Source organism: Streptomyces sp. NPDC001828 (genome assembly GCF_042892175.1).
Taxonomy (GTDB): domain Bacteria; phylum Actinomycetota; class Actinomycetes; order Streptomycetales; family Streptomycetaceae; genus Streptomyces.
In genome coordinates this window covers 663,471-676,218 of record NZ_JBIATV010000002.1, presented here as the reverse complement: position 1 = coordinate 676,218, position 12,748 = coordinate 663,471, and the positions used below count along the sequence as shown (strand labels likewise).

General features: G+C 68.9%; 19 protein-coding genes. 13 read left to right on the top strand and 6 right to left on the bottom strand.

All coding sequences use genetic code 11. The features are described 5' to 3' along the window. Positions 1–87: 87 nt before the first annotated feature. A complete protein-coding gene (locus ACFYZA_RS10025; protein ID WP_382591524.1) occupies positions 88–723 on the top strand; it encodes a DedA family protein in 636 nt (211 codons plus the stop codon). Between the two features lie 90 nt (positions 724–813). Here the strand turns inward: ACFYZA_RS10025 and ACFYZA_RS10020 are convergent, their stop codons facing one another. Further along, complete coding sequence (locus tag ACFYZA_RS10020; RefSeq protein WP_382591527.1) at positions 814–1,044, bottom strand: DUF2277 domain-containing protein; 231 nt, start codon at positions 1,042–1,044, stop codon at positions 814–816. Between the two features lie 122 nt (positions 1,045–1,166). On the opposite strand from ACFYZA_RS10020, the gene ACFYZA_RS10015 reads away from it, so the two are divergent. After that, positions 1,167–1,580, top strand: coding sequence for an RNA-binding S4 domain-containing protein (locus ACFYZA_RS10015; protein WP_382591530.1), 414 nt, complete (start codon positions 1,167–1,169; stop codon positions 1,578–1,580). A gap of 62 nt (positions 1,581–1,642) precedes the next feature. Here the strand turns inward: ACFYZA_RS10015 and corA are convergent, their stop codons facing one another. The 3 genes from corA to ACFYZA_RS10000 all read right to left on the bottom strand — a co-directional run bounded on the left by corA (position 1,643) and on the right by ACFYZA_RS10000 (position 4,130). Continuing rightward, positions 1,643–2,728 (bottom strand): magnesium/cobalt transporter CorA, encoded by a 1,086-nt coding sequence (gene corA, locus ACFYZA_RS10010; protein WP_382591695.1) that lies wholly within the window; start codon positions 2,726–2,728, stop codon positions 1,643–1,645. A gap of 85 nt (positions 2,729–2,813) precedes the next feature. Further along, positions 2,814–3,395: a DUF1990 family protein gene (locus ACFYZA_RS10005; protein WP_382591533.1), complete on the bottom strand. Its 582-nt coding sequence runs from the start codon at positions 3,393–3,395 to the stop codon at positions 2,814–2,816. Positions 3,396–3,686: 291 nt separating this feature from the next. Next, positions 3,687–4,130 carry a hypothetical protein gene (locus ACFYZA_RS10000; protein WP_382591536.1) on the bottom strand — a complete coding sequence of 148 codons (444 nt, stop codon included), beginning with the start codon at positions 4,128–4,130 and terminating at the stop codon, positions 3,687–3,689. Between the two features lie 466 nt (positions 4,131–4,596). Between ACFYZA_RS10000 and ACFYZA_RS09995 the strand changes: the two genes are divergently transcribed. The 3 genes from ACFYZA_RS09995 to ACFYZA_RS09985 all read left to right on the top strand — a co-directional run bounded on the left by ACFYZA_RS09995 (position 4,597) and on the right by ACFYZA_RS09985 (position 7,635). Next, the gene (locus ACFYZA_RS09995; RefSeq protein ID WP_388488999.1) at positions 4,597–5,193 is read left to right on the top strand and encodes a hypothetical protein; all 597 of its coding nucleotides are present in this window, start codon (positions 4,597–4,599) and stop codon (positions 5,191–5,193) included. A gap of 5 nt (positions 5,194–5,198) precedes the next feature. Then, complete coding sequence (locus ACFYZA_RS09990; protein WP_388488997.1) at positions 5,199–6,302, top strand: helix-turn-helix domain-containing protein; 1,104 nt, start codon at positions 5,199–5,201, stop codon at positions 6,300–6,302. 772 nt (positions 6,303–7,074) lie between these two features. Further along, complete coding sequence (locus ACFYZA_RS09985) at positions 7,075–7,635, top strand: HD domain-containing protein (protein ID WP_388488994.1); 561 nt, start codon at positions 7,075–7,077, stop codon at positions 7,633–7,635. Here ACFYZA_RS09985 and ACFYZA_RS09980 read toward each other — a convergent pair. Beyond that, positions 7,623–8,093 (bottom strand): NUDIX hydrolase, encoded by a 471-nt coding sequence (locus ACFYZA_RS09980; protein WP_388488990.1) that lies wholly within the window; start codon positions 8,091–8,093, stop codon positions 7,623–7,625. The genes ACFYZA_RS09985 and ACFYZA_RS09980 overlap by 13 nt on opposite strands. A gap of 34 nt (positions 8,094–8,127) precedes the next feature. Beyond that, positions 8,128–8,859 carry an XRE family transcriptional regulator gene (locus ACFYZA_RS09975; RefSeq protein ID WP_388488988.1) on the bottom strand — a complete coding sequence of 244 codons (732 nt, stop codon included), beginning with the start codon at positions 8,857–8,859 and terminating at the stop codon, positions 8,128–8,130. A gap of 163 nt (positions 8,860–9,022) precedes the next feature. Between ACFYZA_RS09975 and ACFYZA_RS09970 the strand changes: the two genes are divergently transcribed. The 8 genes from ACFYZA_RS09970 (at position 9,023) to ACFYZA_RS09935 (ending at position 12,667) form a co-directional block, all read left to right on the top strand. After that, positions 9,023–9,379 (top strand): hypothetical protein, encoded by a 357-nt coding sequence (locus ACFYZA_RS09970; RefSeq protein ID WP_388488986.1) that lies wholly within the window; start codon positions 9,023–9,025, stop codon positions 9,377–9,379. Between the two features lie 2 nt (positions 9,380–9,381). Continuing rightward, positions 9,382–10,737, top strand: coding sequence for an FtsK/SpoIIIE domain-containing protein (locus ACFYZA_RS09965; RefSeq protein WP_388488983.1), 1,356 nt, complete (start codon positions 9,382–9,384; stop codon positions 10,735–10,737). A gap of 82 nt (positions 10,738–10,819) precedes the next feature. Continuing rightward, positions 10,820–11,005, top strand: a complete 186-nt coding sequence (locus tag ACFYZA_RS09960; RefSeq protein ID WP_331445668.1) for a hypothetical protein — start codon at positions 10,820–10,822, stop codon at positions 11,003–11,005. Beyond that, on the top strand, positions 11,002–11,193 hold the full coding sequence (locus ACFYZA_RS09955; RefSeq protein WP_388488980.1) for a hypothetical protein: 192 nt from the start codon (positions 11,002–11,004) through the stop codon (positions 11,191–11,193). The genes ACFYZA_RS09960 and ACFYZA_RS09955 overlap by 4 nt, the downstream gene beginning before the upstream one ends. Before the next feature lie 75 nt (positions 11,194–11,268). Beyond that, the gene (locus ACFYZA_RS09950; protein ID WP_388488977.1) at positions 11,269–11,907 is read left to right on the top strand and encodes a DUF2637 domain-containing protein; all 639 of its coding nucleotides are present in this window, start codon (positions 11,269–11,271) and stop codon (positions 11,905–11,907) included. An 18-nt stretch (positions 11,908–11,925) separates the two neighbouring features. Further along, positions 11,926–12,117 (top strand): mobile element transfer protein, encoded by a 192-nt coding sequence (locus ACFYZA_RS09945; protein ID WP_331445673.1) that lies wholly within the window; start codon positions 11,926–11,928, stop codon positions 12,115–12,117. A 23-nt stretch (positions 12,118–12,140) separates the two neighbouring features. Continuing rightward, complete coding sequence (locus ACFYZA_RS09940) at positions 12,141–12,305, top strand: hypothetical protein (protein ID WP_331448235.1); 165 nt, start codon at positions 12,141–12,143, stop codon at positions 12,303–12,305. Between the two features lie 20 nt (positions 12,306–12,325). Then, positions 12,326–12,667 carry a SpdD-like protein gene (locus ACFYZA_RS09935; protein ID WP_388488974.1) on the top strand — a complete coding sequence of 114 codons (342 nt, stop codon included), beginning with the start codon at positions 12,326–12,328 and terminating at the stop codon, positions 12,665–12,667. Positions 12,668–12,748 lie beyond the last annotated feature (81 nt).

The following is a 12,748-nucleotide window of genomic DNA, read 5'->3' as shown; positions in this document are numbered from 1 at the left end:
TGTACGGCTGTACCGCCGCCCCTGCCGCTTCCCCGCGACACCGCGGTATTCAGTCCCGGGGAACCGACAAGCCGCAGAGGAGCGAACGTGCTGGAGAGTGTGGGGGCGCTGACGTCCAGCCCCTGGATCTACGCCGTCGTGACCCTCTCCGTCCTCCTCGACGTCTTCCTTCCCGTGCTGCCCAGCGGGGTCCTCGTGATCACCGCCGCGACCACCGCCGCCGGCTCCGCCACCGCGGCCGGTGCCGGGGCCGCGACCCAGGCCGGCCACGCCGACCTGCTGGCGCTGGCCGCCTGCGCCGCCACCGCCTCCGTCCTCGGCGATCTGGTCGCCTACCGCCTCGCCCTGCGCGGCGGCGCCCGCCTGGAGCGCGCGATCGCCCGCTCCCGCCGGCTGACCCGGGCGCAGGAACGACTCGGCATGGCGCTCAGCCGGGGCGGCGGCAGCCTCGTCGTCATCGCGCGCTTCGCGCCCGCCGGGCGTTCCGTCGTGTCCCTCGGCGCGGGCGCGGCGCACCGCAAGGTCCGCGAGTTCCTGCCCTGGTCGGCGCTCGCGGGCGTGGCCTGGGCGACGTACAGCGTGGGGCTCGGCTACTTCGGCGGGCAGTGGCTGGGCGCGACCTGGCTCGGCACCGGGGTGTCCCTGCTCGCCCTGTTCGCGGCGGGCGGCCTCGCGGCGTACGTCGTGAAGCGCCCCGGCCCCGCTGCGGCCCCGGCCGCCTGACCGGCCAACCCTGCCCGTCCCGGCCCACCCGGCACCCGGCACTCCCGGCCGGTCTGCCCGGCCCTTCGTGCCGGCCCCCGGCCCGTCCGGCTACGCGGGCTTCCGCGCGGCGGCCCCGCGCACCTCCAGGCCGTCGAGCAGCTCGCGGGTGGCCTCCGCTATCTCGTCCACCGCGCGCTCGAACACCTCTCGGTTGTGCTCGGCGGGCGCCCGGAAACCGGACACCTTGCGCACGTACTGCAGGGCCGCGGCCCTGATGTCGTCCTCGGTGGCCTCCTCCGGCATGGCCGGGGGCCTCAGCGTCTTGATGCTTCTGCACATGCCCCCAGTGTGACCGACACCACTGACAACGGCCCCGGGCCGCCGTCTCCGCCCGTCCCCGGCCCTCCTCCGCGTCCGAAAAACGCGAGGCCCATCGGCGCCCGCCGATTAAAGTCGAGGGCATGGCGGAAGCAGCGAACGGCACCAGCACCGGCCCCGTACGCGTCGACAGCTGGATCTGGTCGGTCCGGCTCACCAAGACGCGCTCCCAGGCGGGCACGGCCTGCCGGGCCGGACACGTCCAGGTCAACGGCGAGCGGGTCAAGGCCGCCCACCAGGTGAAGGTCGGCGACGAGGTGCGGCTGCGCGCGGACGGCCGGGAGCGGATCGTCAAGGTCGTCACGCTGCTGCGCAAGCGGGTCGGCGCCCCGGTCGCCGTCGAGGCGTACATCGACAAGAGCCCGCCGCCGCCCGCCCGCGCCGACGCCCTCGCGGCGGGCGTACGGGACCGCGGCCTCGGCCGCCCCACCAAGCGCGACCGGCGCGAGATGGAGCGTCTGCGCGGCCTCGCGGAGAGCCGGCGCAGCGCGGGCTGAGGGCGGCGCGGGCTGAGGGCGGTGCGGCCGGCCGGCCGCCGCCGGGTCCTGGCCGGGCCCGGTTACAGCCAGCCGTTGCGCCGGAAGCCCCGGTGGATGACGAAACAGGCGGCCGCCATCAGGCCGAGGGCCATGAAGTAGCCGTAGCGCCAGTGCAGTTCGGGCATGTTCTCGAAGTTCATGCCGTAGATGCCGCAGACCATGGTCGGCACGGCGACGATCGCCGCCCATGCCGTGATCTTCCGCATGTCCTCGTTCTGGGCCACCGTGACCTGGGCGAGGTGGGCCTGGAGGATGGAGTCGAGCAGCCCGTCGAAGGCGGCGATCTGTTCGGTGGTGCGCAGCAGGTGGTCGGCCACGTCCCGGAAGTACGGCCGGACCTCCGGGTCGATGGAGGGCGCCCCCTCACCGGCGAGCCGCTGCAACGGCCGGTCCAGGGGCGCCACCGCCCGCTTCAGTTCGAGGAGTTCGCGCTTGAGCTGGTAGATCCGGCCCGCGTCGCCGCGCCCCGCGTTCTCCGCGAAGACCGCGGTCTCGACCGCGTCCATGTCGCTCTGCATGGCGTCGACGACCGCCAGGTATTCGTCGACGACGTGGTCGGCGATGGCGTGCAGCACCGCCGAAGGCCCCTTGGCGAGCTGTTCCGGCGCCTCCTCCAGCTCTTCGCGCAGCGGCCCGAGCGAGCCGTGCATGCCGTGCCGCACGGTGATGACGAAGTCGGCTCCGGTGAACACCATCAGCTCACCGGTGTCCACCACCTCGCTGCTGGCGGTGAGTTCCTCGTGCTCGACGTACCGGCACGTCTTGAAGACGGAGAACAGGATGTCGTCGTACGGCACGACCTTGGGCCGCTGATGCGCGGTGACGGCGTCCTCCACGGCCAGCCGGTGCAGCCCGAACAGCTGGGCCAGGCCCGCGAATTCCTCCTCAGTCGGCTCGTGGAGCCCGATCCAGACGAAGGCGCCGTCGCCAAGACCGCGCACCCGGCGCAGCGCCTCCTCGACCGGGCAGTCGCCCTTCTGCCGCACCCCGTCGACGTATACCGCGCAGTTGACGACGGCGCTCCCCAGGGGCGAGCGCGCCGGATGGCTGAGGTCGACGGTCCGCCGATAGGCACGGCGCACCGCCCTCCGCAGGTTCCGCATCATCGCCACGACCAGCTTCCCTTCACCGAATGAGCGGCCAGTGTGCCACCGCCCCCTGTACGTCCACGCACCCCCTGGGAGACGCGCCTCACCCCCCGGGCGTTCCCCGGCGGGCGGCGTCGGACACGGCCCGGAGGTAGCGCCGGGTGGCCAGGTCCTGGAGCAGCCGCGTGAGGGGCCCGCCGAGCCGGGCGTACCAGCTCGCGGGCCGGGAGAACGCGGCGACCTCGAACCACACGAGCCCGTCGGCCTCGCGCCCCACGACGAACGACTCCTCGCCGCACTCGGGGTGGCCGGGCAGGGTGCCGTAGGCGAATCCGACGCGTTCGGCGGCGCGTACGGTCCACACCACGCGGCACGGGATGACCAGGCGCGGGAACGGCAGCCGGGGCAGCCGCAGGACGATCAGCGCGGTCGCCCCGGGCACGGCGGCCACCTCGGGGTGCACCCCGAACCCGGCGCCGCGCTGAACGCCCCACCCCATCACGTAGTCCCCGGCCCGCTCGAAGACGTCCTGCCCGTACCCGATGCGGACCCGGCGCCGGAACACGCGGTATCCGGCCTCGCCGCCGGGCAGCACGGGCTCACCGGTGGCGCCGACCTCCGGGTAACCGGGCTCCGCCGCACAGGCCCGGGCGTAGGCCGCTCGCAGGCCCCTGACGACCGTCATCACAACCGCCCCCCATCCCCCGGTCTCCGGGTGGAAACCCCACGCGAACGCACCGGAACCACCAAGCCCCCGGCACCCCGTGGATCCGTCGGGGCCTCATCATGCACAGGGGTTACGTTTCAGCCAAGTACGGGCGTAATCTCAGCCATCCGGCGGCGTCCTCCCCGCTCCTGACCCGCCGGGTTCCGGCGCCGGGCGTTGAACCCCGAGCGCGCTGCGGTGCCGGCCGAGAAGCCCCGTCCGCACCCTGACGGGGCTTCCCGCTGAGTGCGCCGGGACCGGCCCGCGGCCTTACAGGCCGAGCTGCGAGTACGTCACGTCGCGCGGCGTCCGGGGCGGGGTGTCGGCCGTGTAGTGCAGGTGCATGACGGTGAAGTGCGGCTGGTCCCGCTCACCCGGGCGGACGGTGTCGAGGCGGACCGTCACGGGGTAGGAGTGGAAGCGGCCCGCGGCACAGTAGGGGACGCAGTCGTTGACCATGTTGGAGCCCTGGGCCTGGGCCGATGACGCTCCCCACTGCGTCCAGTGCAGCGAGACGAGCCCGTTGTTCCCGTCGCCGCAGGCGATCAGATAGCTGCCCGGCCGGACCTGGGGGTGCCCGGAACAGTCGACCACGACGGGATGGGACTGCACCTGTCCGCCCGTCGCGACGGCCGGCCCGGCCGGCCCGACGGCCACGGCCAAGGCCGCCACCGCACCGATGAGGACTGCTGACTTGACCTTCTGCCGACGCATGTCTGCTCCTAGGACACTCCAGCTCGAAGCGGGTGCGCCGCGAGGGTGTCGAGTCGGCGCAGTACCCATTGTCCGCCTCCCTCCCGACCCCGCGACCGCGGACCCGCCGCTCCCACGGCCCTCGCGACCCGGCGCCACGCGAACGGCACGAAAAAGGCCCTCCGGACCGGGTCCGGAGGGCCTTTCGACTGATGCGTGCCTGGTCGGGCACGGTGGGCGTGGACGGTTTCGAACCGCCGACATCTGCTTTGTAAGTTCGCCCGGCGCCCCGCCCCGGCCGCGCTCGCCTCGACCGTGGCCCCCGCAGCAAACCGCCGGGAGCCGCTCAGGGCCGCCAGCGTTGATGTCACTCGTGGATGTCAGCCAAGCGGGTCGGCGCCCCCGCCCACCGGGCCCTGTGCCCCCTCTGCCGATCAATCGTGTGAACCGCCGGACAGGGTGTGAACTTGCGTGGCATATTATGCGCATGGCAACGTACGCAGAGTCGGTGCGGCAGCTCCAGCCTGCCATTCCGCTAATCTTCAGCGCGCTTGACGCTGGCTTGACGGTGGCCAATGACCACCACACATCGAACCGGCTCAAGCGCTCGGATGACCCGTGGCACTATGCCCACGTGGTCCGTCGCATCACCATTGACCGGCTCAGGGACGAGGGGCTCCAGGCGGAAACTGACGAGGGCCGCCCCCTGTATGCGATGTCGGGATTGCTCCTCTTCTACCGCGACATGGCGGTTCGGATCCTGCGGCCGAGCGATACCGGCCGTGGTACGGGCAGCTCGATCCCTCTGCCTGGTCGCTCCAGGGCGCGGAAGGCGTTTTGGAGCCAGCAGGCGGGGTCCGCTATCCCAGGCCTCAACACAGATAACCTGCTGCTCCTGTGGCAGGACGATGCTGGCAGCCTCGCTGAACCGATGACGTTGGTCCGGCCGCTCGGCGGTGGCCACCGGCGCAACAGCCTGAGGGTGGACTGGGTTGGCAAGCTCTCGCGGAGCATGGCTAGTCTGCGAGCAGCCGACCTTGACGAACTCGAACCAGACCAGCAGTACAAGCAGCTAGGGGAATAGGCGAGATGATCCACGGCGAGCGCGTCAAGCAGGTGCGCGAGATGCACCAGATGACGCAGAGTGAACTCGCCGATGGATTCCCAGGGCTTTCCCAGCATCAGCTGTCGCGTATCGAGAAGACTGGTGCGCAGCCAGATGATGAGACTGTAGCTCTTCTGGCTGCAACCTTCGGGGTTTCCGTCGACTTCTTTCATCGGCCCATCGACGTAGCCTTGAACGCCCTTTCTCCGCAATTGAGGGCGCGAAATAGGCTAACTCAGCGCTCAAAGAACGCTGCCATGCAATGGGCTAACGTGGTCTATGAAGAATATCACCGGCTAGGTCAGAGTGCTCGCTCAATCCCCTGTCGTCTTCCGGCGATGAAGGGGGTGGACCCCAGGGAAGCTGCACAGAAGACACGCGAAGTTCTGGGATTTACTCCGCAAGAACCCCTTCCATATCTCGTCCTTGCTGTTGAGCGACTAGGGGTAACCGTCCTGGGGGTTCCCTTCAAGGCAGAAAATCTGGATGGTTTCTCAGCCTGGCAAGGTGATGAGCCCGTCATTGCGCTTCTCTCTGAGGTTCCGGGCGACAGGCTTCGGTTTACGGTAGCTCATGAGCTAGGCCACCTAGTACTCCACACTCCGGGGCAGGTAGGGGCGGTTGTCGAGGCCGAGGCCGACATTTTTGCGGCAGAACTACTGACTCCCATTTCAGCCATGGAAATGGTTTTTCCGCGCAACCCAACACTCAGCTCTTTGGCTATGCTCAAGACGCAGTGGGGTGTTTCCATTAAAAGCCTGGTTCGGCGCGCCCGCGATCTGGATATTGTCAGCCAAGATCGCGCAATCAGTCTTTACAAGCAGATCAGCGCTCGCGGATGGAATAAGAAAGAGCCTGGTCACGTACCGCAAGAAAAGCCTCGGGCTTTTAGGAAAATGATGGAGATTCACTACGGCGAGGGTTTGAGTGTGATGGCTGCCGCGCGCTCGGCTGGTTGGTCTGAAGAGCTGGTGATGAACGTGATCGAGCAGCATGCTGGTGTAGAAGATCTCCCGCATGCGCCTGTTCGGTCAATTTCTGAGAGTGGTAGTAATGTGATTCAGCTGCGTAGGCGTGCAGCTTTCTAGGTGGCGCCTCTCCTAGCAGGTGCGAGTGAGGTCGGCGGAGCGGCTTTGGGCGGGAGCTGCCATGGGGCGAGTGATCATGGCCCCGTAAGCTGATCGCGAGTCGGGCAGTCAGTGGACCTGCCCGTAAAGCACGACGTTGGGGCCATGATCTTCGAGGCTCGCCCCATGGTGGCTGCCTAAAGCCGTGGAGCCGACCGCCCCAGCCACCGGGCAACGTCCACGGAAGCGGGTGAGGCGACACCGCACCGCCGCCGCGATCCGGCCTCTTTCGGTAACACAAAGCGTCTGTGACCCGTACCTGCGGCAATCCCTCAAGCCCACCGTGCCCAGTGCTGTATTTGGCCGCTGCGTGCGGCGACGGGCGGACGGTGACGCGCAGCCGGTGGCGCAGACATGGAGGCAGCGGGGCGCCGGCCGACCGGCGCCGCCGCGCTGTGCGCGGCCCTCGATCCCCGAGATCGACCTGACCCCGTCAGGCAGTGCGGGTGTAGTGAGGCTGTTGGGGTCGGCCTCTTGGTGGTCAAGGACAACAAGGTCCGCTGTCCCTGTTCCCCTTCCAGAGGTCGGATCGCGGCGGCGGTGCGGTGTCAGATCACCAGCGTCCCCGCGGGCAGATGTCCCGTACGCCGGGGCCCTGTTGGCTCGCGGCTGGAGCAGGCAGCCGCGAGCGCAGCGAGCCTTGATGAAGTAGGGAAAGTTCTACCGCGCCATGATCCAGAGTGCGGGACGGAAGGCTGTCGGCCAGGTGCCTCGTTCAGCTACGGTGCAATTCATGCCTTCTGCACTGGACACGCCCCAGGAAGCTGCCGAGCTCGCCGAGTCCCTGCTGCCGCCGCTCGGTAACCGCTGGTTGCACACCCAGGCCGTGGCCGCACGGGCCCGCGAGGTATCAGCCGCGGTACCCGAAGACGAACGGGATCTCCTCGTCGCCGCTGCCTGGCTGCATGATCTCGGCTATGCGCCGGAGTTGCGGGAAACGGGCTTCCACCCCCTCGACGGTGCTCGCTACCTGGAGACCCTCGGGGCACCCTCCCGGCTCGTCCGCCTGGTCGCCCATCACTCCGGCGCCGTGTACGAGGCTGAACAGCGTGGACTATCAGAGGAGTTGGCGGCGTACGAGCGTGAGGACTCTCCCGTCCTGGACGCGCTGATCTGCGCCGACATGACGACCGGCCCCGCCGGCCAGCCCTTCGACTTCGATCGGCGCATCGAGGAGATCCTGGTCCGGTACGAGCCCGGCAGTGAGGTGCACACCGCGATCAGTAAGGCGCGTCCGTACCTCGGCGCCGCCGTCGCGCGGACCCTCTCCCGCCTCGACGATCAACCGATGTAAGGCTCCGATCGGTTGGCCAGGCCATGCTCGATCCGCATCCGCATGGACGGGTGAATGTTCAGTTCGCTCAGCCTGGCGGGAGCGACGAACGCGACTTCCTTGCTCTCGCTGCTGGTTCGCAGCTCGCCGCCGACGATCCGGGCCGTGAAGCAGATCGAGAACTGCTGGCGCACCTCTCCGTCGTCGTACGCCATGACGTGGCCCGGGTCCGTGTACAGCCCGACCAGCCCGGTCACCTCGACATCGAAGCCGGTCTCTTCCTTCGTCTCGCGGACCGCCGCATGGGCCACCGATTCGCCGACATCGACGCCGCCGCCTGGTAGCGCCCACAGGCGGTTGTCCGTCTTGTGGATGAGCAGGACATCCCCGGCGTCGTTGACCGCAACCGCTGTCACGGAAGGGACGATGCTGTTCGCCTTCGGGGCGTTCGGATCGTTCACGTAGTCGATGCGGGCCATGCCTCCAGCGTCGCACGACTCGGAGTTCAGCGGACTATGAGGGCGTGCCTCGGTCCCAGGCATAGTCGAAGCTGCGCATGTAGTGCCGGAAGGTCCGGGCGCCGGGGATGTAGCGGAAGTGCAGCACCGGATTCTGTCCGGCCGGCGCCCCCAGGACGTGCGGGTTCACCAAGACGTCATCGTCGAACCGGTAGATCGAGTTGTAGAGGATCGTGTCGTGGAGGCGGATCTCCACGCCCGGCGTCACGGCTGCCGGTTCGAGGTAGCGCCTGGTGATCCGTGCTCGTGCCGCCAGGTCGTCCCCGATGCCTTCTTCCTCGCCCCGCTGGTGAATCATCGCGGAGTCGGGGTCACCGAGCAGGATGCGGACCTGGGCTCCCGCCTTGGCCTTGTCGGCCAACTGGTCGGGCAGGTCCGGATTGCTGTCGAACAGGAACAGGCCGGCGTAGACCAGGATCTCCACCTGACTCGTGGCCTGCTCGATCAAGGACGTCCACAAGGACGCGGGGACGGCACCCCGGTGCGGGTAGTACGTGATCAGCTCTGACGTGCTTGCCGTCTCGGCCTGCTTCGCGACGGCAGGCCATAGGTAGACCTCGTCTACGCCGAGGAAACTTGCGGCCTTCCAGCGGTGACTGCGGTGCGGCGTACGGTCTTTGGAGATCCAGCGCTCAACGCTCTTGGGGTCGATGCCGACGTGATCGGCCAGCGTCTGGAGTGTCTGTCCCTTTGCGGAGATCGTCGCGCGTAAGCGTTCGTTCGCCATGTCATCGCTCCTGCGGATGGCGGGACTTGGGGACCTTTCGAACGTAGCGGAGACGTCCCCAAACGTCCATAGGGCCCGTGATAGGTCCACCCCTTCCGGCAGTTTCCTGGTCTCACCGACGAAACGTCGGATGCAACTCCCCTCGAAACCAGGAGACAAGACGATGCGTCAGATTCCCATCGACACCTCCGCCGCCATCGTGATGGTGGCCAAGCCCCCGCAGCCCAAGGTCAAGGACCGCCGCTCCGGCGAGATCGCCACGGACACCGAGACCGGTGCGACGCTGATGACCGTGGACGTGATGTTCGCGGTGAACGATGAGGTCGAGATCCTCTCGATCACCGTTCCGCAGCCGAGCATCTCCGGTGAGCTGACGATGGGCACCCCGGTTGGGCTGACCGGTCTGGTCGGGCGCCCGTGGGAGAACGAGTTCAACGGCCAGAAGCGCCACGGCATCGCCTTCCGCGCCGTCGCGGTGACGTCTCTGGTGGCCGGTGCGGTGAAGCCGAAGGCGGCTTGACGGTGACCGGGCTCGCGGTCGCCCTGGTCCTGCTTGTCGGTATCGCGCTGGTACTGCGGTGGCGGCGTCCGGCCTGGTACTGGCTGACGTTCGGTGTCGTCCTCGCCCTGGTACGGGTGCTGGCTCGGTTCGGGTCCGTGATGGAGGCGTGTCAGCTCACCACCGCCCCGTCCCGGTTCCGGATCGCCCTGGCGCGCTGGTGCAAGCAACCCATGCCGCGTCAGCGCGTCCCCCGGATCGTGCGGATCAAGCCGACCCGGACCGGGCTGGCCCTGCGGATCAGGATGCTTCCGGGGCAGGACGCCTTCGAGTACTCCGCCGCCGCCGACCGGCTGCGACACTCCTTCACCGCCCACCAGGTCACCACTCGCGAGATCAAAGCGGGAATCGTCGAAGTGGTCCTGACCGGCTATGACGTCCTGCGGCACGTCCAACTCCCGATCAAGGCAGAACGCGGATTGCTGCGCGTGCCGGTGGCCATCCGGGAAGACGGCACCGTGTACCACCGCAACTACCGAGAGGTGCCGCACTCGGTCAACGTCGGTGCCACGAAGTCCGGGAAGTCCGTCTACCAAAGGCAGTTGGTCAAGGAACTCGCCCCGCAACGCGTCGCGCTGGTCGGCATCGACTGTAAGCAGGGTGTCGAGCTTGCTCCGATGGCCCGCCGTTTCACGGCTCTCGCCACCGACCCGGACATGGCGGCCGATCTGCTGTGCGCGCTGATCGACTACATGGAGGACGTCTACCAGGTCATCCGTGCCGAACAGCGGATCAGTGCGGACGTGCCGGATGCGGAGATCACCGCCGACATCTGGGGCCTTCCCGAGCACCTGCGGCCCGTACCGGTCGTCGTCACCGTGGATGAGGTCGCCGAACTGGCCTTGTTCGCAAGCAAGTTGGAGGAGAAGCGGCGCGATCGGATCGTGACCGCTCTGGTCCGTCTGGCACAGCTCGGCCGGGCCGCCGGGATCTACCTCGACATCTACGGACAGCGCTTCGGGTCCGAACTCGGCTCCGGGATCACCATGCTCCGAGCCCAGCTCACCGGCCGCACCGCGCACCGGGTCAATGACGAGTCGTCCGCGAAGATGGTCTTCGGCGACATCTCAGCCCACGCCGTGTTCGCCACCACGCAGATCTCCAACGCCCGACCCGGCACGGTCATCGTCGGCGACTCGACCGGCGGATGGGTACGCGCCCGCACCCCGCACACCACGCTGCGCCAGGCCGTGAACGCCTGCAACCGGCACGCGCACCTCACCCCGGACATCCCCGCCCTGGCCGCCTTCCGGCCCGTGCTTCCCGTCCCGGCTCTGTCCGGCGTCGTGCTCCGCAAGCCGGTTCCTGCGGGCACCTAACTCCCCCGCACCACGGTCGGCGTTACTGCCTCGCGCCAGGTCCCTACCCGCTCCATGCCCGAAACCCGAAGGAGAGATCCCTATGTGCGAGGGCTGCAAGGACCTCAACCGCACGGTCTTGATGCTCGGCGACATGGCTCTGTACGCCCACACGCCCGGCGCCGACCCGATGTTCATCGAGGTGGTCGGCGGATCGCTCGCCGCCTCCCTGCCCGATGTGCCTCCGGCCGGCTTCGAGGACGGACCCGACTACCCCGGCCAGGCGTGACCGTGCCCGCCGCGAAGAAGCCCGCCACCCGTCGTACCGCGAAGAAGCCGACCCCGTGCCCGGACTGTCAGACCGGACAGGTGCAGGAGTCCTTCCAGGTCGGCGGACGCAAGAAGCACATCAGCGCCGACCGGCAGGAAGCGCTGTGCCTCACCTGCCTCGGCACTGGTGAAGCCCCGACCGACTGAAGCCCGCCGGGACCGGGCGGCAGGAGCACCCATCCCCGCCCGGCCCTGGCCACCACCCGAAGGAGGTGAATGACCGTGACCCGACCGATCCGCCCCGACGCCGTACTGATCCAGGCCGTGATCGCCGGTGCGCTGTCCTTCGCCCACCTGCACGACATCGCCGAAGCCGCCGGGCAACACGGCTGGAAGGCCTGGGCCTACCCGGTCAGCGTTGACCTGCTCCTGGTCGCGTCCTGGCACCGACTCCGTTCGCTGCGCACCACCCAGGGACCGACCCGCGCGGCCTGGACCTGGTTCGCCGTCGCCCTGGCTGCCTCGCTCGGTGCCAACGTCGCCACCGCCGGACTCCTGGATCTGTCGGCCGTTCCCGCCTGGCTGCGCATTCTGGTCGCCGGATGGCCCGCCCTCGCCTTCCTCGGCGGCACGCTCCTGGTCCACACCCCGGGCGCTCGACCTGAGGCCGCGCCCCGGGCAGAAGATCCCCCTGCCCCGGTCTCGACGGCACCCACGCCGGCCGAACCGCTTCCGGCTCCCGCCCCCGCTCTGCCTCCCGCCGCGCTTCCGGACGTGCCGTCCGCCTTGGTCGACCACGCCCGCAAGGTCGCCGCCGACCATCACGCCCGCACGGGGACCGCGATCGACAACGACACCCTGCGGACCCGCCTCGGTGTTCCGGCCCCACTGGCCGACGCCATCGCCGCCCAACTCGCCTGACCGACAAGGAGAACCGTCATGCCCCTGCACCTGATCTTCCGCAAGCTCCGCCAGTGCGGCCCGATCACCATCGGCACCGGCCAGAACCGCAACGGCCAGATGTCCTACGTCGCGGCCTGTGGCGCTGACGACTGCGGCTGGTCCGGCACGTTCGACAGCTACGCCGCCGCCTCGATCGCCGCCGAAGGACACCGCTGCCGCGTCCGCTGACCCACCTGGAAGGGAGACCCGCCATGGACATGAACGTCCCGCTCTGGTTCGCCCTGCTCGTCGTCGGCTGGCTCGGTCTCAAGCTCGCCCGCCCGCCCCTGTGGCTGGTCGTCGTGCTGCTGCTGGGCGGCTACCTCCTCGCCGACAGCTTCCTGTCGCCCACGATCAACACCGCCCTCAACCGCTGATCTCCGGAAGGGAGAACACCGTGTTCCGTCCTCGCATCCCGGTCAACCCGTCGCCCGCCCACCTGGTCCCGCGCCTGGTGGAGCCGACCGCCATCACCCCGGCCCATGACCAGCTCTCGTCGTCGTGCACCTGCACGCACGTCGGCCCCGTGGCCCCGCTTCCGAGCCGCGCACCCAGTTCCTCGATCCGGCTGACCGGCACGGGCCTCGCCTGCGCTGTCGCCGGTGGAACGGCGGTCGTCCTGGTCGTCGGCGCGGTTCTGGTCTCCATGCTTCTCGCGGTCGCCATCACCGGAGTCTCCGTCACGGTGTGCGCCGTCGTTCTGCGTTCCCTGCTCAACAGCTCGCGCAACCAGCGCTGACCGGCCCCGGAGCGGCCTCAACCGCCAAGTCTCGTCCGCTCCGGAGCCGTGCCTCCTGCCCGAACCAACGATCCGGAAGGA

Coding starts and splice junctions, on each gene's coding strand:
- ACFYZA_RS10020 (WP_382591527.1), bottom strand. CDS start 1,044: ATGTGCAGAAGCATCAAGACGCTGAGGCCCCCGGCCATGCCGGAGGAG.
- ACFYZA_RS10015 (WP_382591530.1), top strand. CDS start 1,167: ATGGCGGAAGCAGCGAACGGCACCAGCACCGGCCCCGTACGCGTCGAC.
- corA (WP_382591695.1), bottom strand. CDS start 2,728: ATGATGCGGAACCTGCGGAGGGCGGTGCGCCGTGCCTATCGGCGGACC.
- ACFYZA_RS10005 (WP_382591533.1), bottom strand. CDS start 3,395: ATGACGGTCGTCAGGGGCCTGCGAGCGGCCTACGCCCGGGCCTGTGCG.
- ACFYZA_RS10000 (WP_382591536.1), bottom strand. CDS start 4,130: ATGCGTCGGCAGAAGGTCAAGTCAGCAGTCCTCATCGGTGCGGTGGCG.
- ACFYZA_RS09995 (WP_388488999.1), top strand. CDS start 4,597: ATGGCAACGTACGCAGAGTCGGTGCGGCAGCTCCAGCCTGCCATTCCG.
- ACFYZA_RS09990 (WP_388488997.1), top strand. CDS start 5,199: ATGATCCACGGCGAGCGCGTCAAGCAGGTGCGCGAGATGCACCAGATG.
- ACFYZA_RS09985 (WP_388488994.1), top strand. CDS start 7,075: ATGCCTTCTGCACTGGACACGCCCCAGGAAGCTGCCGAGCTCGCCGAG.
- ACFYZA_RS09980 (WP_388488990.1), bottom strand. CDS start 8,093: ATGGCCCGCATCGACTACGTGAACGATCCGAACGCCCCGAAGGCGAAC.
- ACFYZA_RS09975 (WP_388488988.1), bottom strand. CDS start 8,859: ATGGCGAACGAACGCTTACGCGCGACGATCTCCGCAAAGGGACAGACA.
- ACFYZA_RS09970 (WP_388488986.1), top strand. CDS start 9,023: ATGCGTCAGATTCCCATCGACACCTCCGCCGCCATCGTGATGGTGGCC.
- ACFYZA_RS09960 (WP_331445668.1), top strand. CDS start 10,820: ATGTGCGAGGGCTGCAAGGACCTCAACCGCACGGTCTTGATGCTCGGC.
- ACFYZA_RS09945 (WP_331445673.1), top strand. CDS start 11,926: ATGCCCCTGCACCTGATCTTCCGCAAGCTCCGCCAGTGCGGCCCGATC.
- ACFYZA_RS09940 (WP_331448235.1), top strand. CDS start 12,141: ATGGACATGAACGTCCCGCTCTGGTTCGCCCTGCTCGTCGTCGGCTGG.